Raw genomic sequence first — 21,707 nt, forward strand, 5'->3', positions numbered from 1 at the left:
ATAGTTGTACAGCTTGTGAATTTCGGCTTTCACGGTCACCTTGTTCCTATTGGGCGACTGAGGAACACAGCTCCATGGACGATTTGAAACTGCTCCGGGGAAAGCCTGCAGGTCTATACGTGCTCGACTTCGGCCTGTTCCGTGTTCATTCGGGGCCCCGCGACATTGGCATATGCGGCTTCCTGATCATCACTGATCTTGGTGAGCATATCCTGATCGACAGCGGTTTCCCCGCCAAATATGCCAAGGATGCGGCTCGCGCGACCGCCGACGATGGGCTTGGTGATCTTGGTCAGGTCTTGTCCGTGTCGCACGACAACCTGCCAGAGGTGCAACTGGCAAAGGCCGGCGTGCAACCGGATCAAATCGATCTTTTTATTCTGACCCACACGCACATAGACCACCTTGGCGGGATTTTCGATTTCCTTCAGGCCCCGCTGCTTGTTTCAGAGCGCGAGCGCGCATTGCCAAAGCCGCTTTATTGGACGGGAAGCCAGCCCTGGGATTGGCCTGACCGAGACTACATCACCCTGTCTAACGACACCCGCATCGGCCCCGGTTTCGAGGTCCTGCAGGCACCCGGTCATGCCCCCGGACAGATCGCGATGGTGATCGAATTGCCCAACACCGGATGCGTGATGCTGACAAGTGACGCAATATCCCGCCGCGCGGAGATCGATGAACGGTTTGACACCGCCTCCGATCCGGGAACCGCGCTCGAAAATGCGCACAGGCTTATGAAGCTGGCCGAAGAGCGTAATGCCTTCGTCATTTTCGGACATGAGCCAGAGCAATGGCCAAAGCTGCGAAAGTCACCTGAATTCTATGACTAGCGCACATCGCGCCCCTGATTGAGGATAATGACGTTCCCGCTCGACACATCTCCGGCGGGCGAAATCAGGAAACTGACCCAAGCCGGCACCTCCGCAGGCTGCATTGGTCGTCCGTGCGGCATCTGTGCGACGGCCTCGGCCAGCACATCCTCGCTCAGGACGTTGAAAAGCGGTGTTTCGGTCATCGCAGGCGCAATGGAATTCACAGAAATCCTGTCGCGGGCATAGCGGCGGGCAAGGTCTTTTGTCAGAGTATCGAGCGCTGCCTTCGAGGCGCGGTAGTGAGGCGGGTCAAAGACGTCAAAATTGTAGGCCCCGTTGGAAGAAATGTTGACGACCTTCTTAACGCCGTCGCGCTCCAACATCCGCGGGATAACTTCTTGGCAACAATGGAAAGCAGAGGAAAAATTCAGCCTCATCTGCCGCTCCAGTTCGTCCTCCGGGATGTTCGGGAACTCGGACATTAATCAAGTACCCGCGTTGTTGACGAGCGCATCAATACCGCCGAAATGCTCATCTACACGAACAAATGCATCCGAAATTTTGATGGGATCCAACAAGTCGCAATGGCAAGGGAGAAATGCTTGACCATAATGTGAACCTAAGCTTTCGAGTCCGGCAGCATCGACGTCGAGACCTGCCACCCTCAAACCGTCCGCGATAAGGCGATCAACGATGGCACACCCTAAACCGCCAGCCGCACCAGTCACCACGGCCACTTTCATTTCCGTCATTAGTTTTCTCCCCCGCAGCACGACCATTGGCGCCACCCCACTCGAAGTCCAACGGTATACCTGCATTGAGTTCCCCGTGAGGACAAGCAACCTTTAGTAAAATACGCGTAGCGTGTTCCGCCTACGTACACAAAACTGCAGATTTGTCGGCGGCGTTTCACATCTCGAAGACAAATGCAGTGGCGGGCCAAAACACCATGCTGCCGACAAGAGATTGCCCGCGACGCCATTCTGCCTGCCTTGGCATTTGGAGCGCACTACTCCCTCAACGCGGTCCGGTATTCCGAGACGCTTAATGACCAATGGCAGACGTGAAGTTGTCGTGCAGATTCAATCTAGCTGAAACTGTCCACGGTTGGATGGTCGTGCGCACAACAAAAAGATTACGTCCTTGCCCAAAACACTACTGAATTACAAAGCGGACGGCAGCGACCGGAATGCCCGCACGGCTGACGATGCCTTCATTGACCAACGTTCCATCAGGCGTCTGGTAGATGAGGTCCGAAAAACCAAGCCGCGTGGTATCGTTGAGCGATTTGAAATCGGCCGTGTAGGCAAGTCGGATCTGGCCGTCCTCCTCGATCACCGTCGCCTCGCCCACTGTGTCTTCCCTCTTGCCAGACCATCGCCCGGGGCCGATCTCGCGAAAGACCCAGGTCAGCCGGTCCTCTTGACCGTCGTCGTACACGAAATCCTCTACAACCGTCAGCTCGCGTTGCCCTGCTGCTTCGCTGACACTGCCATTCAGTTCTGCAGTAAACCGACGTTCGTCGCCGGTAAGCCATACGCGAAATTGGCCCGTACCAGTTCGTCGACCTTGAAATGCAGAAACAAGGGTGACGGGTCGTGTCGGAACAGTGGGTGCGGTCGGGCTGGAAGCACACGCCGAAAGACCCATTGAGAGGCCGCCCATAATGAAAAGACGTCTAGTGGTCAGCATTGCAAACTCCTGCTCGTGTATTTTCCGCTAAATAAAGCTGATCGCTCGATGGCCTTTTGCCGTTCCATCTCCGGTTCATGCACCACAGCGACATACTCGAAATCGTTCTATTCGCCGGAATGACATGCTTTGTTCATTTTCTAACGCTCTAAATATTGCCGGGCCCCATGCGTACAGAACTTCCCTGTGAGTAACAGATTCATCAAAGCCTCGAATATCTGCATTCTGATCGAAATCTTGTTCAGCGCATTAAACCGGACCCGGCATTTTTCATACCGGGTCCGAAGCGTTCAGTTATTCGGGAAGAATGACGGTATCCACTACATGAATGACACCGTTCGACGCTTCGATGTCGGCTGACGTAACTGTTGCATCGTTGATCTTAACGCCATCGCTCAGATCGACGGTCAGATCGCCGCCTTGCACAGTGGTCGCCGTCATTCCATCGCTTAGATCCGTGGACATGACTTTACTCGGTACGACATGGTAGGTCAGAATGGAAACGAGCTGGTCCTTGTTTTCGGGCTCCAGCAGTCCTTCCACCGTCCCTTCGGGAAGAGCGGCAAACGCTTCGTCGGTGGGCGCAAACACCGTATAGGGACCCGGCCCTTTTAGCGTCTCCACCAGTCCGGCGGCCTCGACGGCGGCGACAAGTGTTTCAAAAGAGCCGGCTTCGACTGCGGTATCTACGATATCCTTTGAATGAGCATCTGCGAAGGCGGATGTTGTCGTGAGCGCTACAGCTGCGCCAATGCTCAGAAAAGTGCGACGAAACATGAAAGTCTCCTATCAGCTTGTTAATGCCTTGAGTGACATCGGAATCGATACGGAGAGACCTGGCATGCTGGATCATTCTCAAATTTCCTTGAAACGAGTTGCCGATTTTGCACGACGCGCTAAGCCAGCTGTCCGTTCACTTTCAAATCACGATGAGTTTAGGTGCGGTGTTCGGATTCATAGCAACCCAACGCAGCGGGGAAGCATTTAAAGGCCGGGACCGTGTTAATGGCTCTCGAGCCCGAGGTACTTCAAATTCTTGAAATTCAATTTTAAATAAAGCCGACTATTGAAACAAAAACGTAAACCACCGCCTCGTCAAAACAGAGGTTCCTTAAAAAGGATATTAGGGCCAGCACTCGGTCACTCAGATTTCAGCCTGCTGGGGTTCTAAGCTCCTGTGCGGGGAATTATCTTTAGCGTCTTCGCCACATAAGGCATGATGAATAACACAATGTTGAACATAAGTTTCACCGAGCCCCCGCAAGGAACTGAACCTTTATAGAGAATGCTTGGTCTGCAATCGGCGAATTAAATGAATGCCACGCGGCTACTTGCGGCTCAGGAACATCACGGACGCCACCGCAGCGATCATGAACAGGATCGAGGTTGCGCTACTGAACAGAAACCAAGGGTCACCGCCGGTGGCCGCGAAAGCTTCGCGCGCTGTCTGTTCCAATGGCCGTGCCAAGATGAAGGCAATGACGAATGGGAGCACCGGGATGTCGCTACGGCGGAAAAGATAGCCGAGGATGCCGAAACCGAAGGTGATCCACAGGGCGAACATGTTCGCCTCCTGCACGTAGATCGCCGTAAGGGTCAGTAGCAGCACGACCGGCAAAAGGATCTGCCCCGGGACCCGAGCAAGAATGCCCATGGAGCGCATAAACTTGCCACCTATGGTCCAGTTCAGCAGGTTGCCGATGGACATCAGGGTGAAGATCCCGAAGGCAGTTACGAGTTCCGGGTTGATATCGGGGGCGGTGAACTTGAACACGGCAGGTCCGGGGTTGAAGCCACCGATGCTGTCCGCCGCGAGGATAAGGAATACGGCCGCCGCGTTGCCGGGAATGCCAAGCGAAAGGACCGGGATAAGGTTGGCACCCGAAACAGCCGAGTTCGCCGCCTCGGTCGCGGCGATGCCCTCGGGCGCACCCTGGCCGAATTGCGGATCGCCCTTTTTACGCGCCTTCTCGTACCTTTTGTTGCCAAGGGTGTAACTGAGTGTCGCCGCGAGGGTCGAGCCGACGCCGGGCAGCGCACCGATTATGGTTCCGATGATCGCGCCCCGCCCCAGATGCGGTGCGATACGTCGGATGTCGCCCTTCTGCAGGCCATCCGTGACGCCTTGGTCGCTGGCCGTCTCGACTTTCTCTGTTTCACCTCCTGTCGACATGAGGTCTTCAATACCCTTGAAGATCTCGCCAAGGATCAACACCCCCAGAATGGCCGAGACCAACGGAAACCCGTCGGCAAGCGCCTCGACGCCGCCGGTAAGCCGTGGGGTGAGCGCCTGGCCAGTGCCCACGAACGCCGCGACCAGACCGAGGGCGACCGCCAGTAGACCCTTGCCTACGGAAGCTCCCATTACCGCGGCGACAAACGAGATCGAGAGGATCAGAAGCGCGGTCTTTTCCGGCAGGTCGAGGTATGCTTCGACCACCACCGCCAGGAAAGGCGCGCAGATGAACAGGACCATGTCCGAAAAAGTGTCGCCAGTCACCGAGGAGAATTGCGCGATCCTAAGCGCGCGTTTCGGCTGACCGTTCTTTGCCATCGGGTGGCCGTCCAGCGTTGTCATCAACGCATCCGGCGTGCCCGGCATGTTGAACAGGATGGCAGGAACGGCGCCCCCTACCGTCGCCCCCTTCATGATACCGATCAGGAAACCAAATACCGGTAGCAGCGCGTCGGGGGTGAAGCCGAAAACCGAGATCAGGATGGGCAGCGAGATTGCCATGGCCATTGGGCCGGCAAGCCCGGGTGTCGCGCCGACCGCGATCCCTGTCAGCAGGCCCGCGAGAACCATCACGGGTGCGGCGGGTATGCCGAAACCGAAGATCGAAAACAATTCTGGCCCTTGGAAAACGGCCAGAGCGCCGAGCCAGATGTAGTTCAGAACGTCGGTCATACATCACCGTTCGGCGGCAGAAGCAGATCGGGGAAAGGCAGGTCGAAGATTGCAATCAGACCGAAAACCGTCAGTAGCCCGATGAGAACGGCGTGCCAGCTAAACCGGTGCTCCATCGCGCAGATCAGGATACTTACCATGCTCGTTCCGCCGATCACAAAGCCCGCGTACTTCCATGGCACCGTGTCACGCAGATCCCTGTAAATCGCTTCGGTAAGACCCAGCGCGCGACCGAGCCCGACAATCAGCGGCCCCGACCACCTCATGAAAACGACGGCCAGCAGGAACACACCGGTAAACACCAAGATGAACCGTAAATTGGCCGCCGTGAGGTGCGAGGCGAGCTTTACCCCTCGTTTGTCGAAGATGATCAGGAGGCCTGCCAGAGCCGCGAGGGCGAGGGCAGCCATCGGAGCCATCGCGTCGCCTATAGAGAGGCGACCGCGCAGTTTCACAATAACCCCTGTCGCGCTGTCGTTGGGTACCCATGCGATGATCGCAAGGATCGCAAGGATGACGACACCGAACCCGAGGATCAGGTCTGGCTTGTTCCGGGACATGGGGCGAGCCTCCGTCGCACAGTTTGCGTTAGCTCTCGTTCGCCTTGGCGAGGAGCTGGGACGCATTGTCGAGCAACTCCTTCATCTTGGCGTCGAGCTCGTCACCTGTGATGACGTCGGCGCCGCCAAAGCCATTTGTGACAAGTGCATTTGCCTCGGTCGAAGGATCGTTCAGAACGTTTTCGATCGCGGCACCAAGGGCTGCGCGCGCGTCGGGATCAAGGTTGCCCGGCGCGATGAACATGAAATAGCCGTCGAGCGCAAAGGAACTGCCGAGGTCTGCGATCAGAGGGGCGTCCGGCGAGTCTTTGAGCTTGGAAGGGATGCCGCTGGCGATATTGACCATCTCACCCTGCTGGACTGCCTTCGATTGCGCACCCGCAACCCAGCCAATATCGAGATCGCCGCCACGCAGGCCGTTCATAACGCCAGCGCCGCCCTTGACCGGGACAATATTGAAATCGATGCCCGCCGATTTGCCAAACAGGTACGCCACGTCTCCTTGCCGGTCAGATGCCACCCCGAAACGGATCGGCGTCCCGGCTTCTGCTGCTGCGACAACCTTTTCCCAGCTATTGAATGCGCCGTCAGACATAGCAACCAGACCCAGCTCAAAGCTGGCAGTGGTTGCGAGCGGTGTGAACTGCTCCAGTTGCAGTTCGGGGTTGCCCGCCGCAAGCGCGCTGTAGGTCAGCGACTCGGATACGACCATGCCGAAGGCGGTGCCATCAGTCGGAGAGTTGGATAGTTCGGACGCAAGACTGAGGCCGCTGTTGCCAGTGACCTGCTTCGGCAAGATCTTCCAGCCGTACTTCTCTTCGATACCCTGCGCGATCAGCCGGGCCTGTGTGTCGGCGCCGCCGCCGGCCGCAAAGCCGATCATCATTGTGATCGGGCCCGGAGGCGTCCAATCTTCGGCAAGCGTTGCGGTGGGGGCAAGCAGTATGGCAGCCGCAAATGCCAGCGGCTTGAACATGTTTTTCATCGTCTCCTCCCTGATGAATTACGTTGAACCTTCCCCATTAAGGTGGATATGTCAACGAAAAGGTTGACATATCCACCTTAATGTCCTGAATTACATGACGGGAGGATTTGCGAATGACGGATCAACGCGACAAAACTGAACTCGACAGCGATGGCTTCGATCTGTCGTTATTGCTGCCGTTCCAGATCACTCAACTCAGCACAAAACTCGCAGCTCAGGCGCGTGCGATCCTGGCAAGACACGGCAGCCTGACCCTTCCGCAATGGCGGATCATCCGGGTAATCGCCATGGGGCTTACCAACCGCTCGACCGCGATCCGCAAGAGCTCAGGGATCGACAAAAGTCAGTTCAGCAAGACGATCAACACGCTGATAGACGAAGGCTATGTCACTACTGTTCCCTGTAGCGAAGACCAGCGCCAGTTCGAAGTCGTCCTTACAGAAAAAGCACTTGCAGCCCACGCGCGGCTGGCACCCGAGCTTGAAGCGCGCCAACAGCACCTGCTGTCGGCGCTCACCCAGGAACAGCGCGACATGATCTTTCCCGCCATTCAAGCACTGGCCCGTGCCGCTGAAACCATCGAATTTCTCAATGCTCAAAATACCGAGGACTGACCCTTGACCAGATCAAAGAACCTGCTTGTCATCATGTCGGACGAACACCAAGCTCGCGCGTTGTCCTGCGCCGGGCATCCGCTGGTCAAGACCCCGAACCTCGACAAGCTCGCGGCGCGTGGCATCCGATTTACCAATGCCTACACCCCATCGCCAATCTGCGTTCCGGCGCGCGCCGCCTTCGCATCGGGCCGCTACGTGCACGATATCCGGCTTTGGGACAATGCGATGCCCTATACCGGCAAGCCACGCGGTTGGGGCCATGCCCTGCAGGACAAGGGCATTCGCGTCGAGTCCATCGGCAAGCTGCACTACCGCGACGCGGAAGACCCGGCCGGTTTCGACGTCGAACACATCCCTATGCAGGTTGCCGGCGGCCATGGCATGGTCTGGGGTTCGATCCGCCGTGAGGACGAGCGGGTGCGCAAGGACGGTAGGATGCTCGGACCCTACATAGGACCGGGAGAAAGCAACTACACCCGATACGACATTGCTGTCGTCTCACGCGCGACTGATTGGTTTGCCGATGCTGCAAAGCGACCTGAAGACCCTTGGTGCCTCTATGTGGGTCTCGTAGCACCGCACTTCCCCCTGATCGTGCCGCAGGAATATCTGGACCTTTATCCTCTCGACAGCCTTCCTCCCTTCAAGATGCACACACTTGACGGGTTCGAGAACCATCCATGGGTCACCAAGCAGAATTTTGCTCTGACCGGGGACGAGGGGTTCAAGGATGCCGACGAGCGGCGCCTCGCTGCCGCCTGCTATTTCGCGCTCTGTACCTTCCTCGATGATAACATCGGCAAGCTGGTCGCGGCGCTGGAAGAGAACGGGCAGCTCGACGAAACCACCATTATCTACACCTCGGATCACGGCGACAACGTTGGCGCACGGGGGCTATGGGGCAAATCGAACATGTACGAAGAATCGGTGGCGGTGCCCCTGATCGTCGCCGAGCCGGGCGCATCCGCCTCGATCTGCGCGACTCCGGTTAGCCTGCTCGATGTATCGCAGACCATTATCGACCATTTCAGCGCCACGCTGGAGGGCGAGCGGCCCGGCCGGTCGCTCTATGAGATCAGCGCCGCCCCGGAAGAGCCCGACCGGGTGATCTTCAGCGAGTACCATGCCGTGGGCGCCGTATCCGCAGCCTACATGGTTCGCAAAGGCGACTGGAAGCTAATCCACTATCACACCTTCAGACCCGAGCTATTCAATCTGGCAGAAGATCCGGAGGAAACTATCAACCGAGCCGATGATCCCATCTGCGCTCAGGTGCTGGCCGAGATGGCACAGGAACTTCGAAATATCTGTGATCCGTCGGAGATGAACGATCTCGCCTTTGCCGATCAGGACGCGATGATCGCAAGATATGGCGGGCGTGAGGTCGCGATGAACATGGGCGCGCCGGCAGCAACGCCGCCGCCGGAAACGTGAGGCCCGGCCCGAGGACAGGCCCATGCGGCCCAAGCCAACTGTCGCGCTGACCGAACTGCAGCCGATCCTTGGGGATCGGCGTAGGTAAGAAAAGTATATGCAGGCGGGACATGGCAGGGCTTACGGTCTGATGCGGCGCTTCAAGGAGGCGGTCGTCCCACAGAACCTCATGAACCCCGGTAAGATCGAGTGATTTGACATGACGCTTCGATTTCTCCATCGCCGTTGCGATTGTTGCTGGTGCCACAAACGACAGTAGGAACGCCTACCTGGTAGCGTCATGTCTCATCGGGCTCTGTTCGTGTTGAACGGTTCGCACGGTGCGCAATCATCTGATCGCCAAGATATTAAGCTGTTGCCAACCGGACATTCGCCGCGCGAGGTCCGAACGGCAGGCATGGGCCGGTTGCACCATAGGCGAAGAGAGGCTGGAAATCGGAACTTCGCTGCGGCGCACACCGCGGCCATTCATCGAGAAACTGCCATCGAGGCAAGCGCATAAGGATGTCTTCGGAAGACGAAGCACACGGGATAGATGATTTCAACACTGTCTCGACCACGCTTCCTGAGGGAGCCATGCTTTCTGATTTTGGGTCACTTGAAGATAGATCCGCAGGCTGCTACGCTTTGCTAAATCCGTTGGGGTGCCCTGTCTGGGGCTGAGAGGCGATAGCTAACCCATCGAACCTGATCCGGACAATACCGGCGTAGGGAACGGAGCATGATCTGACGAGTCCCTTGACGCCTGTCTTATCTACCTCCGCCTGTCGCCGGTGGAGGTAGCGATAATGCCGAATTCATTCGTATCGACCATTGCGGGCTCCGACAGTCGCGGTGGCGCGGGTATTCAAGCCGAACTCAATACTTCCTCTGCCCTCGGCGTCGACGGCCCAAGCGCGAGCACGCCGGACACAGCGCAGAACACCCGAGGCGTCTTCGCGGTGGAGGCCGTCACGTACGCCGTCCTATCCGCGCGGATCCCTGCGGTGTCGGATGAGATCCATCCGATGTCGATTAAAATTGGTATGTTGTTCTCGCCCGAGATCGCCGGGGCGGACACCGCGCAGGTCGCACAGGTAGCCGGGGTGGAGGCGGCAATGCGGCGTGCAAGGCCCTTGCTGCATGACGCGTTGCGTGCGGCAGACGAATGGTGCATCAGCGAAGGTCCCATCCCTATACATCATTTCCGAGAGGTCAGGACATGAAGGCGCACGTCCTCGGCGCCGGTGTTGCTGGTCTCTGCGTGGCGGCAGAGCTTGTCGCCCGGGGTTGCGAAGTTACTGTCTTCGATCCCGCGCCCCGGCCGGGGCCGCACGGCTGCTCGTGGTGGGCGGGGGGCATGCTGGCCCCTGTGTGCGAGAGTGAAACAGCGGAGGAGCCTGTTTTCCGGCTTGGCCATGAGGCCGCCGACTGGTGGGATCGGCAGGGGGTGACGGTCGAGCGGCGCGGCACGACCGTGGTGGCATTGGGACGCGACCGACGGGAACTCGATCGCTTCGCGCGGCGGACGCGAGGGCACGAATGGCTCGACGCAGACGGCCTCGCCGCGCTGGAGCCCGACCTTGCCGGGCGCTTCGACCGCGCGCTGCACGTCCCATCCGAAGCGCATCTCGATCCCCGCGCGGCCCTTTTACATCTGCGAGACCGGCTGGAACGCGACGGCGTGTCCTTCATCGCCGAACCGGGCCGCCCCGAAGGTCTGACCTTCGATTGTCGAGGGCTGGCCGCACGCGATGTGCTGCCGGATCTGCGCGGCGTGAAGGGCGAGATGGCCGTGCTGCGCAGCGCGGACATACGCCTGTCGCGCCCCATCCGGCTGCTTCACCCGCGCATTCCGCTATATATCGTGCCGCGTGCGGACGGGTTGTTCATGCTCGGCGCGACCCAGATCGAAAGCGACGATCGGCGGCGCAGCGTCCGTTCAGTTCTCGAACTACTGTCGGCCGCCTATGCCCTGCACCCCGCCTTCGGCGAAGCCGAGCTGGTGGAGATCGGCGCCGATGCCCGCCCTGCCTTTCCCGAAAACCTGCCCCGCGTCATCCGGCTGGGCGACACTTTCTACGTCAACGGCCTCTTCCGCCACGGTTTTCTGCTCGCCCCCGCACTGGCGCGGATGGCGGCGGAGGCTGCACTCGACGGCACAACACCGGAGTTCTGTCATGAAGATCACTCTTAACGGTACCCCGACCGAGGTGCAGGCCGACACACTCGCGGCTGTTCTCGGCGAACTGGGCTACGGCGACGCCAAGGTCGCCACCGCAGTCAACGAAAGCTTCGTTCCGGCCACCATGCGCGAGCAAGCGACGCTTGAACCCGGCGACCGGGTCGAGGTCGTCGCGCCAAGGCAGGGAGGCTGAGATGCAGTTTTACGGAACCGAAGTCGCCTCGCGCCTGATGCTGGGCACCGCGCAATACCCCTCGCCCGCCGTGTTGGCCGAGGCGTTCCGCCGCTCTGGCGCGGGCATAGCCACCGTCTCCGTCCGGCGCGAGGCGGGTGGAGAGCGCGCGGGCGCCGCTTTCTGGGATCTCGTGCGCGAGCTCGGTGTCACGGTGCTCCCCAACACCGCCGGGTGCCATTCGGTGCGCGAGGCGGTGACCACGGCGCAAATGGCCCGTGAGTTGTTCGACACGCCGTGGATCAAGCTTGAGGTCATCGGCCATACCGACACACTCCAACCAGACCCGTTCGGGCTGGTCGAGGCGGCGCGTATCCTTTCGGACGATGGCTTCCAGGTCTTTCCCTACACGACCGAGGATGTGGTGCTAGCGGGCCGCCTGCTTGAGGCGGGCTGCGAAGTCCTGATGCCTTGGGGCGCACCAATCGGCACCGGGCTGGGGCTGACCAACATCTACGGGCTGCGCACTTTGCGCGCGCAGTTCCCGGATGTGCCAATGGTTGTAGATGCAGGCCTCGGCCTGCCCAGCCAAGCCGCGATAGCGATGGAGATGGGCTTTGACGCCGTGCTGCTGAACACCGCCGTCGCAAAAGCCGGCGATCCGGCGGCGATGGCCGAGGGCTTTGCACGCGCGGTTGAGGCTGGGCGGCTGGCCTTGGAGGCCGATCCGATGGAACCTCGCGACATGGCCGCGCCGTCGACCCCGGTAATCGGACGGGCTTTCCTGGAATGACACTGGACCGTTTTTACCCGATCTTCGACAGCCTTGCCTGGCTGGAACGCACACTACCGCTGGGCGTCAAGCTGGTACAACTGCGGATCAAGGACATGCCGGAGCCCGCGTTGCGGCCACTGGTGGCAAAGGCGCAGGCGCTGTGCCGGTCGCACGACGCGGTGCTGGTCGTAAACGACCACTGGCGGATCGCCATGGACGCAGGATGCGACTGGGTGCACTTGGGGCAGGAAGATCTGGACGACGCCGACCTTGTCGCGATCCGGCGCGCCGGGATCAGACTGGGCATCAGCACCCACGATCACAACGAACTGGATCGCGCTCTGGCGCTGGAACCCGATTATGTGGCGCTCGGCCCCGTCTATCCGACCATCCTGAAAAAGATGAAATGGACGCAACAGGGGCTGGACCGTGTGGCCGAGTGGAAACGGCTGGTCGGCGACCTGCCCCTCGTCGCCATCGGCGGTATGACCCCGGAGCGTGCAGCGAGGGCTTTCGCGGCGGGCGCTGACATCGTCTCGGCGGTCACCGACATCACCCTGAGCGACGATCCCGAGGATCGGGTCCGCCACTGGCTAAAGACGACGCGATGAGCCGCTACGCTCGCCAGATCGCTGTGCCCGAATTCGGGCCGGATGGTCAGGACCGGCTGCGGCAGGCGCATGTGCTGGTCGTGGGCGCAGGCGGTCTTGCGGCGCCGGTGCTTCAGTATCTCGGGGGCGCGGGGATCGGGCGTATCACGCTGGTCGACCCCGATAGTGTCGACGCCACGAACCTGCATCGCCAGACACTGTTCCGAGAGGCCGATATCGGCCGGCCCAAAGTCTGCGCCGCAGCGGACATGGTCACCGCACTGAACGCGGACGTCCGCGTTGAACCCATCATCGACACCCTCGACCCGGCCAATGCCGATGCGCTCTGCGCAGAGGTCGACCTCGTGCTCGACTGCGCCGACAGCTTCGCAGCCAGCTACATCCTGTCGGACACCTGCCTGACCCGGGGCTGCCCGCTTGTAAGCGCGTCGGTCGTCGGGCTGGAGGGCTACGCGGGCGGCTTCTGCGGCGGCGCACCCAGCCTTAGGGCCGTGTTTCCAGATCTGCCGCAACGCCTCGGTTCCTGCGCCGAAGATGGCGTTCTGGGCCCTGTGGTGGGGGTCATCGGCGCTCTTCAGGCGCAGATGGCGGTGGCGTTTCTGGCCGGTCTCGCCCCCTCCCCGCTTGGACGTCTGGTCACTTTCGACGCGACCGGTTTTCGCTTTGGCGGCTTCCGGTTCGACGGCGCGGCCGAGCCCGCTTCGTCCCCCCGTTTCCTTGCCGCGTCGTCAATCGCCGACACCGACTTCCTCATCGACCTGCGAGCCGAGACAGAGGCACCACTGGTGCGCCCCTCAGCACGCCGCCTCCCTGTCACAGCCTTCGGCCCCGGAGGCCCGATACCCGAAGACGGCCAACGCGCCGTGCTCTGCTGCCGCTCTGGCCAGCGGTCCTGGACCGCGGCGGAGCGCCTCGCCGCCGTCTGGAACGGTGAGATTTTCCTCGTCGCGCTTGGCGACCCAACCGGAGAAACCCCATGAAAGCCCACCTCACTGCCCTTGCCCTTCTCACCGCGACGCCCGCCGCCGCACAGGACAAGATGACTGTCATGCTCGACTGGTTCGTAAACCCGGACCACGGGCCGATCATCGTCGCGCAGGAACAGGGCTATTTCGCCGACGCGGGTCTGGAGGTCGAGGTGATCGCCCCCGCCGATCCCACCGATCCGCCCAAGATGGCCGCCGCCGGGCGCGCGGAACTGGCGGTCTCTTACCAACCGCAGCTGCACCTTCAGGTGGCCGAGGGGATGCCCCTGATCAGGGTCGGCACATTGATCGCCTCGCCGCTCAACTGCCTGCTGGTGCTGGAAGACGGCCCTATCGAAAAAATCGAGGACCTCAGGGATCGCAAGATCGGCTTCTCCGTCTCCGGCTTCGAAGAGGCGCTGCTATCCGCCATGCTTGGTCAGGCAGGTTTGGGCACAAAGGACGTCGAGCTGGTGAACGTCAACTGGTCGCTTTCCCCCGCGCTGATGTCGGGCCAGGTCGACGCAGTAATCGGCGCATTCCGCAACTTTGAGCTCAACCAGATGGACATCGAGGGCGTGGCGGGCCGCTGCTTTTATCCCGAAGAGCACGGCGTGCCGACCTATGACGAATTGATCTATGTAACCAACCCCGAGACGATGGATGCCGACATGATCCGCCGGTTTCTGGCCGCGACCGAGAAGGCCGTACAGTTCATCGTGAACCATCCACAGGAAAGCTGGGAGGTTTTCGCCGGCACCTCGGCGGAGCTGCAGGACGAGCTGAACGAACGGGCTTGGGCTGACACGATCCCAAGATTCGCCCTACGCCCCGAGGCGCTGGATCAGGCCCGCTATGCCCGGTTCGAGACCTTTCTCGCCGAAGCGGGGCTGATCGAGGGCACGCGGCCGGTGTCCGACCTCGCCGTTGATCTGGGGACTCAATGAGTTACGGCAAGACATTCCCGCTATGGCGGGCTGCGGCGGCGGACGCGTGGCGCGGGTACACCCGCCACGCATTCGTCGAGGGGATGCGCGATGGCACCCTCCCGCGCGCGGCTTACCTGCGCTACCTCATTCAGGACTATCTTTTCCTCGCCCATTTCTCGCGCGCCTGGGCGCTGGCCGTGACCAAGGCCGAGACGCTGGACGAGATGCGCGCCTGCGCCGCCACCGTCCACGCCCTGCTGGGCGAAGAGATGCGCCTGCATGTCGAGACCTGCGCCGCCGAAGGCATTCCCGAGGCCGAATTATTCGCGGCCTCCGAGGCGCCGCAGAATATCGCCTATACCCGCTACGTGCTCGACGCCGGGCATTCGGGCGATTTCCTCGACCTGATGGCCGCGCTCGCGCCTTGCGTGCTGGGCTATGGCGAGATCGGCACCCGGCTGGCCGCCGACGCGGAGGAAACGCCGTATGCTGACTGGATCGGCACCTACGCCGGACCGGAGTATCAGCGCACCTGCCACGAGGTCGGCACGCTGATCGACGCGGCAGTGGCGCGCCGCCTCGGCCCTGCGTCCCAAGACAGCCCCCGCTGGCCCCGCCTCTGCGCGCGTTTCGAAATGGCGACGCGGCTTGAGATCGATTTCTGGGGCATGGGCTTGTCGGTATGAGCGCTGCGCCAGCGCTACGCCTGTGCGGACGGGCGGCGATCAATGGCGCGGTGATCTTCGGCCCGCTCTCGCTGGACGTGCCTGCCGGGGAATGGACCTGCTTGCTGGGTCCCTCTGGCGTCGGCAAGTCCACACTTCTACGCCTGCTAGGCGGGATCGCGGACGAGGTGGCATTCGAGGGTACCACGACGCCGGGTGGTGATAGCGCGCCGCTGGCCGGGCGGATCGCCCTGATGGCGCAGCACGACCTGCTGATGCCTTGGCTGGACGCGGTCGCGAACGTGACCCTAGGCGCCCGGCTGCGGGGCGAGGTGGCCGAGCGAGACCGCGCCATAGCACTGCTTGAGCGGGTGGGGCTGGCCGATCACGCCGCAAAGCGTCCGAACGCTTTGTCGGGTGGACAGCGGCAGCGGGTCGCACTGGCCCGAACGCTGATGGAGGACCGACCGGTGGTTCTGCTGGACGAGCCTTTCGCGGCCCTCGACGCGCGGTCTCGCGCCCGTGTCCAAGACCTGGCGGCGGAGCTTCTGGCCGGGCGCACCGTCCTGCACGTCACGCATGACGCCGCCGAGGCTGCCCGGTTGGGGCGAAACGTGCTTCTGATGCAGCGCACAGGTATCACCCGGATCGAAGTACCAAAGACGCACACGCCCCGGCGTTTCGACGCGCCCGAGACGCTGGCCTTTCAGGGGCAGCTGCTTCGGCTGCTCATGGCATCGCAATGACACGAGCCGCCCGCATCTCCGGCATCGCCCTTATGACCCTTTTGGCGTGGCAAGCCTTGGTCACGGGCTTCGCACTGCCGAGGTTCATTCTGCCGGGACCCGGTCTCGTCCTTGAAACGCTCTGGAACAGCCGGACATTGCTTGCCGAGCATGCGCTGGTCACGACAATCGAAGTGCTGCTCGGGCTGGTTTTGGGTGGCATACTGGGCTTCGCCTCCGCAATCCTGCTGGCAGCCTCGCCGCTGGCGCGGTCTGTCCTGCGCCCGATACTGGTCTTCAGCCAGGCCGTTCCGGTTTTCGCTCTGGCACCGATCCTGACTCTGTGGCTGGGCTACGGTCTGTGGTCCAAGATCGCCATGGCGCTGCTGATCATCTACTTTCCGATCACCTCTGCATTCTTCGACGCTCTGATGCGCACCCCGACCGGCTGGCTGGAATTATCCCGTGTGATGAACGCTCGGCCCGCCCGCACGCTGTGGCACATCCGCGTGCCGGCCGCCCTGCCCGGCTTTGCCTCGGGCCTGCGCCTCGCTGCCGTCTACGCCCCCATTGGCGCGATCATCGGGGAATGGGTCGGCGCCTCCCGCGGGCTTGGCTACCTTATGCTGCTGGCAAACGGACGCGCGAAGATCGACCTGATGTTCGCCGCGCTGATCGTCCTCGCCATTCTGACGCTCATTCTCCATGCCGCAGTCGACGCCGCCTGCCGACGGCTATGGCAGAGTTGAGCGTAAATCGTCATTTTTGCGGCCGTGAAAGTTGCACATGCTCGCCCCATTGGCGGAGAAACTTGGCTGACCGTACAAACAAGTTGGATCTAAATCGATACACGCTGAAGCCTGCATACGCGGCTGATTTGAGCCGATTGGGCCCTGCAGAAGCCAGTTCCTTTGACAATGCCAGAAGAGTAATTTGCCGTGCCTTCCTGCTCACGAGAAACTGATCCTCCCCCAGTGAAGTGGTCCTCCGCTATGTTTAGGAAAACGGAGGAAACACATGGCCAACAAGCGACCGAAGCCCGAAGAGATTGTCACGAAATTGCGGCAGGTTGAGGTTCTGACGGGGCAAGGGATGGCGCGTCTGGATGCGATCCGGCAGATCGGCGTGACTGAACAGACATTCTATCGCTGGAGTGCAGGCGGATAAGAAAAGCGTCCAGTGGACGGTTTTCCCGCCAAACAAGTACGGTGGAATGGGCACGGATCAATTGAAGGAACTGAAGCGTCTGCAGAAAGAGAACGAGCGGTTGAGAAAGGCCGTATCGGATCTGACGCTGGACAAACTGATCTTGGCAGAGGCCGCAAAGGGAAACTTCTGAGCCCCGCTCGTCGCCGTGCTTGCATTGATCGTATTCGCTGCGAACTTGGTGTCTCGGAACGCCGCGCTTGTCGCATCCTGAGGCAACACCGATCCACGCAGCGTAAGGTGCCGGTCGGTCGTTCCGATGAAGCCCTGCTGGTGGCTGATATGATCGAGCTGACCCGTCAACATGGTCGGTATGGCTACCGTCGGATCGCAGCGCTGCTGAGAGATGTTGGCTGGCATGTAAACGACAAGCGCGTCGAACGGCTGTGGCGACGAGAGGGGCTGAAAGTGCCCATGAAACAACCAAAGAAGGCGCGGCTCTGGCTGAATGATGGGTCGTGCGTTCGATTGCGACCCGAACGTCGCGACCATGTTTGGAGTTATGACTTCGTCCATTGCCGGACTGATGACGGAAAGGCGTTCCGCGCGCTCAACATCATCGATGAATATAGCTGGGAATGTCTGGCCACGCTGCCGCTCAACACTCAAACCCAACCGGAAGATTCCAGATCCAACCGGCCCTGATCGCGGGGGAAGGTCAGTTACCCCAAACAATCTCGACACGGGCGCAGTGCCGTCAGTCTATGCCAGTTTAAAGACCAATGGGAATCCGTTTTCTCCGAAGGTCCAGCAAGTATTTGCAACGGGACGAGCGGCTGACAACGCGGTGGACCAAGTGGGTGATGTACGAAACAACCCTAACAAAACACTCTCGGCGAAATCAGATTGAACTGTGTTGGTATTTGGAACTTCTACCAATGTAGGGTTTAATGCGACGTTTGAAGGAACCGGCTCTCCTGCAGTCGTATTGGGCTACAAGCGTCGCGAGGCAGCGAATATTCCGTTGTCACCTGATCAAACGAGTATTGAAAACACATCGTCTGTATTAGCAGCGATATCGATTGATGGAGCAGCTGCCAGAGCAGATGGCACGCGACTGAGCGTGGATCAGTTGATGGCCACTCACGGCTGCGGAAAGACGGCTGATCGCGTCCAAGGTTCCGGCGGACGTCTCACGCGACAATTGGGATCCGCAACGTAACCCGGAACTTGGGCAACCGACGGAACTCATGGGACCACGCGAATTGTTCATCGGCGCAGTTGCGGTCATTCTTGCCCATGAGATGCACCATTTGCGGCAGGGTCCCGCCCCTCTGGGACATGGCGACCGCCGGCAAGCCTTGCAGGAAGGGCGTCTGGCGCAACTGGCATGGGCCTGTGATGATCCCGTGGATGACCGCGTTGTCCGGGCGCGCGACTACGAAGCGCGCGCGGACGAACATGCCGCGAAACTCCTCAGCAATATTCCTTCTCGACCTCAGCCCCCCGACTAAAATATGAAATGGGGACCTACGACCTGCTGAACCAGATGCTTGGGCAGGCGCTGCTGGATATCTACGCCCGGACCAGAACGCCGGTTAGCGAATTCATGATCCAGCAAAGCATACGTCCGGATCTCAAGGGGCTCATTGATGTCCAGTCGCCAACCGATGTGGGGGATGTCGTTGTGCCGACGGTCTTTGCCTCGCTTCATCCTTCCGTGGTCGACAGGTTGCTGTTCGTCTCTGAACGCTTGCGCCAATCGCCGGGGAGCACGTTCAGAAGTGACCCTTCCGGGGCGATGTCGTTTGAAAAAATGCAATGGGGCTTGCTGAAGCGAAAGACTTGCGAGGAAGCAAAGGCAAATCGCTGACCGAGCAGCAAATGCCGCTGCGCCATGGACAGCATTGCGATTGCGTAGATGGACCGAGGCGCGACCTGTCGCCGAAGACCCTTTTGTGATACCATCCGAAAGCTGATTTCCAATGCCGCGTGCAAAGCTGATTTCCAATGCCGCGTGCAGTGCGCGTTATTTCTTGCCTCAAGGTGCGGGGCAACTCGGCCCGGCAGGATTTGGAGCATCATTCATTTCAGACGGAGTGTATCTATGACTTTGGCTATTCGCAGAGCATTTCGCCCCTATTGCGAAATGTCATTTGAGGGTTCGAATCGGCAGAAGACCGGATTGAAAGGATTTCGGGTTCTGCTCGTCGTGGTCACGGTGATCGTGGCGTCGCTCGCGCCAAGGACATCCGACGCGCAGGACAGTCTTTGGAACCTCTATGTGCTGAGCACGATCCAGCCAGAACAACTCAACCAGAACACGGATTATCTTCAAGCGGTTCGCAGCCAACGGGTGAGCAGTTGCGTTGCACGACTGGCAGCGACATTTACTCCCTCTTGCGCCAACGGTCCATGTCGCAACTTGCCGGGCCACATGTATTACGAATGCCAGCAGAACCGGCAGATGCCGCAATGCGATGCGTGGTTTTGGGCCTAAACATGAACGAGGTCGCCAGTGACGGGAAATACTGGAATCAAACCTTTCTTGGGAACGTGATGACGACCATGCGGCCCTGCGACTTGATGGAACAACTTGGTGTGCCCTGCAAGTCCATGATGGAAATGGTGCGCGGTACCTATGAGCCCTATTTCATTTGCGGCTAGGAGCGGCTGAAAACAAAGACCGCGCGGCGGAGAAGGCCGTTTGACCAAACTGAGCAGCTTCACGCCCTAGCTCGCCAATGCCTGCCTGATGCGCCTCGTCAGCGCACTTTGCACCAGAGCATACCGCGGCGTTTGCGCAATTTCCTCAGGTGTCGCGACCCAGAGCGGAGCGGGCAGCCGGGGCGCATCATCGCTTTTCCCCATGAAGCCGTTGGTACGGTTTCCCGATGAATGTCGGCAGGAACGTCCTGGCGATGCCCGAGGTGGCCATCTGCTGCAGCACGAGGAGGTCTTGCTAGAAGAACTTCGGTTGAGCAGGGTGAACGATGGGAAGAAAGAATTGAAACTATCAAGCGTAGAGCAACACTCCGGGCTTTGTCAGTAAGATCCCAGTTGAGATCGGCAGGGCGGTCTTGTAGTGTTAAAACTTACCTAACCTGACCCGATCAAGGGTTTTCAAAGCAGCCCGGAAATCATCCGCCTGGCGGCAATGTTGTACATCCGTTTCCCTCTTTCGCTTCGGAATGTGGAAGATCTACTGCATGAATGCGGCGTTGAAATGTCTCAGGAAATGGATGAAGCGGCACGGCCGTCCACACATATTCGTCACGGACAAGTTGCGCTCATATGGGGCCGCGCCGAAGGAAATCAGGGCGGCGGATCGTCAGGAAACCGGTCGCTGGTTGAACAACAGGGCAGAGAATTCGCACCTGCCGTTTCGAAGACGCGAGAGGGCGATGCTCTGTTTCAGGCGCATGAGAAATTCGCAGAATTTCGTCTCCGTTCATTCCTCAGTGCACAGCCACTTCAATCAGGAACGCCAGCTCTATAGTCGAAAGAACTTCAAGCTGAACCGGACCGTCGCTCTCACCGAGTGGCGGCAACTTTGTTCCGCATAGGTTCACGCTTGTTGCGGCAAACTGAAGCTGGTTCGAATCAGTCAGACAGCACATCGCGGAGGAGTGAGCCCGCTCCAGCGGCTGCAAACTGCGCATTTCTGACTTTTGTGTTTGGTGCAACATGCGTGGCGGAGTGTCCGCCTCTATGAATGGCCGCTTTCTTCTCTCCGCCGGGACACTTTCGCACATGCAGCGAATTCACACTTACCGCGCTTTTTACCCTCAAAACCCCTGCCAAAGATTTAGATCCCAGCGTCATTTCGACCGAGCACCACTTCCAAACAAAACCACTCAACAGCCACAATTCTATAACCCTCTAATAGAAGGGAAAAATCCGGCAGCGCTGGGCGGCAGAGAATAGTTGCATCGAGGCAAGTGGCGGTGCTGGCAGACTAATTCGAACCAGTCTCACAAAATATAGGATGTCAGTCCCTTATACTGCACAGAGGCCACGCCACTCGGCAAGGGCCGCGGCGCAATTGAGCTTGAAATTTTGTCGTGGATAGAGGTGGCGTTCCGGATTGAAATGGTTATCGACCGAGGCGTGAACGGAAGCGAATTTCTGCAAACTTCGTATATGCCGAAAGCGGAGCATGACGCGTTCGCGTCGTCGAAATGGCAAGTACGAACTGTCGGCACGGTTGTTCATCCAGCGACCGGTGTCCAGTCGGTCGGCCGCACCAATCTCTTTCAGAGCAGCGCCGTAGGATCGGAGCCTGTCGGTGACGATCACTTCCGGCAGGCCGTAGCGCTTCATTGATTTTCTTATGAATTTCAATGCCGCTTTCCGGTCCCGCGTCTTCGTAACGAAACTTTCCAGCAACTCACCTTCATCATCTGGAGTAGCCCCCTGAAAGTGGTCCACCAACTGGGATAGATTTGTCCCGCAAATTGGAGGATCAGCGATGGCTGGGAAACGAGAAAAGCCCGAAGAGATTGTATCGAAGCTTCGGCAGGTTAAAGTTCTGCAGGGACAAG

Annotated in this window: 23 protein-coding genes, 3 pseudogenes and 1 riboswitch; of the genes and pseudogenes, 19 read left to right on the forward strand and 7 right to left on the reverse strand. The window is 59.8% G+C overall.

The window, feature by feature from the left end:
* The first annotated feature begins 74 nt into the window (after positions 1-74).
* The gene (locus ACU0FH_RS08595) at positions 75-833 is read left to right on the forward strand and encodes an MBL fold metallo-hydrolase (protein WP_446194243.1); all 759 of its coding nucleotides are present in this window, start codon (positions 75-77) and stop codon (positions 831-833) included.
* Here the strand turns inward: ACU0FH_RS08595 and ACU0FH_RS08600 are convergent.
* The 6 genes and pseudogenes from ACU0FH_RS08600 to ACU0FH_RS08625 all read right to left on the reverse strand — a co-directional run bounded on the left by ACU0FH_RS08600 (position 830) and on the right by ACU0FH_RS08625 (position 6,960).
* Positions 830-1,633 (reverse strand): annotated as a pseudogene (locus ACU0FH_RS08600) (SDR family NAD(P)-dependent oxidoreductase). The gene ACU0FH_RS08595 and the pseudogene ACU0FH_RS08600 sit on opposite strands and share 4 nt — an antisense overlap.
* Positions 1,634-1,970: 337 nt before the next feature.
* On the reverse strand, positions 1,971-2,507 hold the full coding sequence (locus tag ACU0FH_RS08605; protein WP_446194244.1) for a DUF3833 family protein: 537 nt from the start codon (positions 2,505-2,507) through the stop codon (positions 1,971-1,973).
* Between the two features lie 294 nt (positions 2,508-2,801).
* On the reverse strand, positions 2,802-3,284 hold the full coding sequence (locus ACU0FH_RS08610) for a fasciclin domain-containing protein (protein ID WP_446194245.1): 483 nt from the start codon (positions 3,282-3,284) through the stop codon (positions 2,802-2,804).
* A gap of 550 nt (positions 3,285-3,834) precedes the next feature.
* Positions 3,835-5,415, reverse strand: coding sequence for a tripartite tricarboxylate transporter permease (locus ACU0FH_RS08615; RefSeq protein ID WP_446194246.1), 1,581 nt, complete (start codon positions 5,413-5,415; stop codon positions 3,835-3,837).
* The gene (locus tag ACU0FH_RS08620; RefSeq protein WP_446194247.1) at positions 5,412-5,975 is read right to left on the reverse strand and encodes a hypothetical protein; all 564 of its coding nucleotides are present in this window, start codon (positions 5,973-5,975) and stop codon (positions 5,412-5,414) included. Before ACU0FH_RS08620 ends, ACU0FH_RS08615 begins: the two co-directional genes overlap by 4 nt.
* A 28-nt stretch (positions 5,976-6,003) precedes the next feature.
* Positions 6,004-6,960, reverse strand: coding sequence for a tripartite tricarboxylate transporter substrate-binding protein (locus ACU0FH_RS08625; protein WP_446194248.1), 957 nt, complete (start codon positions 6,958-6,960; stop codon positions 6,004-6,006).
* A 113-nt stretch (positions 6,961-7,073) separates the two neighbouring features.
* Between ACU0FH_RS08625 and ACU0FH_RS08630 the strand changes: the two genes are divergently transcribed.
* The 18 genes and pseudogenes from ACU0FH_RS08630 to ACU0FH_RS08715 all read left to right on the forward strand — a co-directional run bounded on the left by ACU0FH_RS08630 (position 7,074) and on the right by ACU0FH_RS08715 (position 20,729).
* Positions 7,074-7,574, forward strand: a complete 501-nt coding sequence (locus tag ACU0FH_RS08630) for a MarR family winged helix-turn-helix transcriptional regulator (protein ID WP_446194249.1) — start codon at positions 7,074-7,076, stop codon at positions 7,572-7,574.
* 3 nt (positions 7,575-7,577) lie between these two features.
* Positions 7,578-9,011, forward strand: coding sequence for a sulfatase-like hydrolase/transferase (locus ACU0FH_RS08635; protein WP_446194250.1), 1,434 nt, complete (start codon positions 7,578-7,580; stop codon positions 9,009-9,011).
* 630 nt (positions 9,012-9,641) lie between these two features.
* A riboswitch (TPP riboswitch) is annotated at positions 9,642-9,742 on the forward strand.
* Between the two features lie 57 nt (positions 9,743-9,799).
* A complete protein-coding gene (locus tag ACU0FH_RS08640; protein WP_446194251.1) occupies positions 9,800-10,216 on the forward strand; it encodes a bifunctional hydroxymethylpyrimidine kinase/phosphomethylpyrimidine kinase in 417 nt (138 codons plus the stop codon).
* Positions 10,213-11,187, forward strand: coding sequence for an FAD-dependent oxidoreductase (locus ACU0FH_RS08645; protein WP_446194252.1), 975 nt, complete (start codon positions 10,213-10,215; stop codon positions 11,185-11,187). Before ACU0FH_RS08640 ends, ACU0FH_RS08645 begins: the two co-directional genes overlap by 4 nt.
* On the forward strand, positions 11,171-11,368 hold the full coding sequence (gene thiS / locus ACU0FH_RS08650; RefSeq protein WP_446194253.1) for a sulfur carrier protein ThiS: 198 nt from the start codon (positions 11,171-11,173) through the stop codon (positions 11,366-11,368). The genes ACU0FH_RS08645 and thiS overlap by 17 nt, the downstream gene beginning before the upstream one ends.
* Position 11,369: 1 nt before the next feature.
* Positions 11,370-12,140, forward strand: coding sequence for a thiazole synthase (locus ACU0FH_RS08655; protein WP_446194254.1), 771 nt, complete (start codon positions 11,370-11,372; stop codon positions 12,138-12,140).
* The gene (locus tag ACU0FH_RS08660) at positions 12,137-12,733 is read left to right on the forward strand and encodes a thiamine phosphate synthase (RefSeq protein ID WP_446194255.1); all 597 of its coding nucleotides are present in this window, start codon (positions 12,137-12,139) and stop codon (positions 12,731-12,733) included. Before ACU0FH_RS08655 ends, ACU0FH_RS08660 begins: the two co-directional genes overlap by 4 nt.
* Positions 12,730-13,713, forward strand: coding sequence for a HesA/MoeB/ThiF family protein (locus tag ACU0FH_RS08665; protein ID WP_446194256.1), 984 nt, complete (start codon positions 12,730-12,732; stop codon positions 13,711-13,713). The genes ACU0FH_RS08660 and ACU0FH_RS08665 overlap by 4 nt, the downstream gene beginning before the upstream one ends.
* Positions 13,710-14,645 (forward strand): ABC transporter substrate-binding protein, encoded by a 936-nt coding sequence (locus ACU0FH_RS08670; protein WP_446194257.1) that lies wholly within the window; start codon positions 13,710-13,712, stop codon positions 14,643-14,645. The genes ACU0FH_RS08665 and ACU0FH_RS08670 overlap by 4 nt, the downstream gene beginning before the upstream one ends.
* Positions 14,642-15,313, forward strand: a complete 672-nt coding sequence (locus tag ACU0FH_RS08675) for a TenA family protein (RefSeq protein ID WP_446194258.1) — start codon at positions 14,642-14,644, stop codon at positions 15,311-15,313. Before ACU0FH_RS08670 ends, ACU0FH_RS08675 begins: the two co-directional genes overlap by 4 nt.
* Entirely contained in the window at positions 15,310-16,038 is a 729-nt protein-coding gene (locus ACU0FH_RS08680; protein WP_446194259.1) for an ABC transporter ATP-binding protein, read from the forward strand. Before ACU0FH_RS08675 ends, ACU0FH_RS08680 begins: the two co-directional genes overlap by 4 nt.
* The gene (locus ACU0FH_RS08685) at positions 16,035-16,766 is read left to right on the forward strand and encodes an ABC transporter permease (RefSeq protein ID WP_446194260.1); all 732 of its coding nucleotides are present in this window, start codon (positions 16,035-16,037) and stop codon (positions 16,764-16,766) included. The genes ACU0FH_RS08680 and ACU0FH_RS08685 overlap by 4 nt, the downstream gene beginning before the upstream one ends.
* A gap of 268 nt (positions 16,767-17,034) precedes the next feature.
* A pseudogene (locus ACU0FH_RS08690) lies at positions 17,035-17,811 on the forward strand (IS3 family transposase); the annotation flags it as partial.
* Between the two features lie 602 nt (positions 17,812-18,413).
* Entirely contained in the window at positions 18,414-18,677 is a 264-nt protein-coding gene (locus ACU0FH_RS08695; RefSeq protein WP_446194261.1) for a hypothetical protein, read from the forward strand.
* An 8-nt stretch (positions 18,678-18,685) separates the two neighbouring features.
* Positions 18,686-19,036, forward strand: coding sequence for a hypothetical protein (locus ACU0FH_RS08700; protein ID WP_446194262.1), 351 nt, complete (start codon positions 18,686-18,688; stop codon positions 19,034-19,036).
* 234 nt (positions 19,037-19,270) lie between these two features.
* The gene (locus ACU0FH_RS08705; RefSeq protein WP_446194263.1) at positions 19,271-19,663 is read left to right on the forward strand and encodes a hypothetical protein; all 393 of its coding nucleotides are present in this window, start codon (positions 19,271-19,273) and stop codon (positions 19,661-19,663) included.
* A 2-nt stretch (positions 19,664-19,665) separates the two neighbouring features.
* On the forward strand, positions 19,666-19,830 hold the full coding sequence (locus tag ACU0FH_RS08710; protein ID WP_446194264.1) for a hypothetical protein: 165 nt from the start codon (positions 19,666-19,668) through the stop codon (positions 19,828-19,830).
* Between the two features lie 445 nt (positions 19,831-20,275).
* Positions 20,276-20,729: pseudogene (locus ACU0FH_RS08715) on the forward strand (DDE-type integrase/transposase/recombinase).
* A 433-nt stretch (positions 20,730-21,162) separates the two neighbouring features.
* On the opposite strand, the gene ACU0FH_RS08720 reads toward ACU0FH_RS08715, so the two are convergent.
* Positions 21,163-21,707 (reverse strand): IS6 family transposase (locus tag ACU0FH_RS08720; RefSeq protein ID WP_446194265.1); only part of this gene is annotated, 545 nt, incomplete at its 5' end.

The sequence above is a fragment of the Heliomarina sp. genome, assembly GCF_052826185.1.

Coding starts and splice junctions, on each gene's coding strand:
- ACU0FH_RS08670 (WP_446194257.1), top strand. CDS start 13,710: ATGAAAGCCCACCTCACTGCCCTTGCCCTTCTCACCGCGACGCCCGCC.
- ACU0FH_RS08665 (WP_446194256.1), top strand. CDS start 12,730: ATGAGCCGCTACGCTCGCCAGATCGCTGTGCCCGAATTCGGGCCGGAT.
- ACU0FH_RS08655 (WP_446194254.1), top strand. CDS start 11,370: ATGCAGTTTTACGGAACCGAAGTCGCCTCGCGCCTGATGCTGGGCACC.
- ACU0FH_RS08630 (WP_446194249.1), top strand. CDS start 7,074: ATGACGGATCAACGCGACAAAACTGAACTCGACAGCGATGGCTTCGAT.
- ACU0FH_RS08705 (WP_446194263.1), top strand. CDS start 19,271: ATGACTTTGGCTATTCGCAGAGCATTTCGCCCCTATTGCGAAATGTCA.
- ACU0FH_RS08595 (WP_446194243.1), top strand. CDS start 75: ATGGACGATTTGAAACTGCTCCGGGGAAAGCCTGCAGGTCTATACGTG.
- ACU0FH_RS08695 (WP_446194261.1), top strand. CDS start 18,414: ATGGGACCACGCGAATTGTTCATCGGCGCAGTTGCGGTCATTCTTGCC.
- ACU0FH_RS08660 (WP_446194255.1), top strand. CDS start 12,137: ATGACACTGGACCGTTTTTACCCGATCTTCGACAGCCTTGCCTGGCTG.
- ACU0FH_RS08680 (WP_446194259.1), top strand. CDS start 15,310: ATGAGCGCTGCGCCAGCGCTACGCCTGTGCGGACGGGCGGCGATCAAT.
- ACU0FH_RS08615 (WP_446194246.1), bottom strand. CDS start 5,415: ATGACCGACGTTCTGAACTACATCTGGCTCGGCGCTCTGGCCGTTTTC.
- ACU0FH_RS08645 (WP_446194252.1), top strand. CDS start 10,213: ATGAAGGCGCACGTCCTCGGCGCCGGTGTTGCTGGTCTCTGCGTGGCG.
- ACU0FH_RS08640 (WP_446194251.1), top strand. CDS start 9,800: ATGCCGAATTCATTCGTATCGACCATTGCGGGCTCCGACAGTCGCGGT.
- thiS (WP_446194253.1), top strand. CDS start 11,171: ATGAAGATCACTCTTAACGGTACCCCGACCGAGGTGCAGGCCGACACA.
- ACU0FH_RS08610 (WP_446194245.1), bottom strand. CDS start 3,284: ATGTTTCGTCGCACTTTTCTGAGCATTGGCGCAGCTGTAGCGCTCACG.
- ACU0FH_RS08620 (WP_446194247.1), bottom strand. CDS start 5,975: ATGTCCCGGAACAAGCCAGACCTGATCCTCGGGTTCGGTGTCGTCATC.
- ACU0FH_RS08685 (WP_446194260.1), top strand. CDS start 16,035: ATGACACGAGCCGCCCGCATCTCCGGCATCGCCCTTATGACCCTTTTG.
- ACU0FH_RS08675 (WP_446194258.1), top strand. CDS start 14,642: ATGAGTTACGGCAAGACATTCCCGCTATGGCGGGCTGCGGCGGCGGAC.
- ACU0FH_RS08710 (WP_446194264.1), top strand. CDS start 19,666: ATGAACGAGGTCGCCAGTGACGGGAAATACTGGAATCAAACCTTTCTT.
- ACU0FH_RS08700 (WP_446194262.1), top strand. CDS start 18,686: ATGGGGACCTACGACCTGCTGAACCAGATGCTTGGGCAGGCGCTGCTG.
- ACU0FH_RS08605 (WP_446194244.1), bottom strand. CDS start 2,507: ATGCTGACCACTAGACGTCTTTTCATTATGGGCGGCCTCTCAATGGGT.
- ACU0FH_RS08625 (WP_446194248.1), bottom strand. CDS start 6,960: ATGAAAAACATGTTCAAGCCGCTGGCATTTGCGGCTGCCATACTGCTT.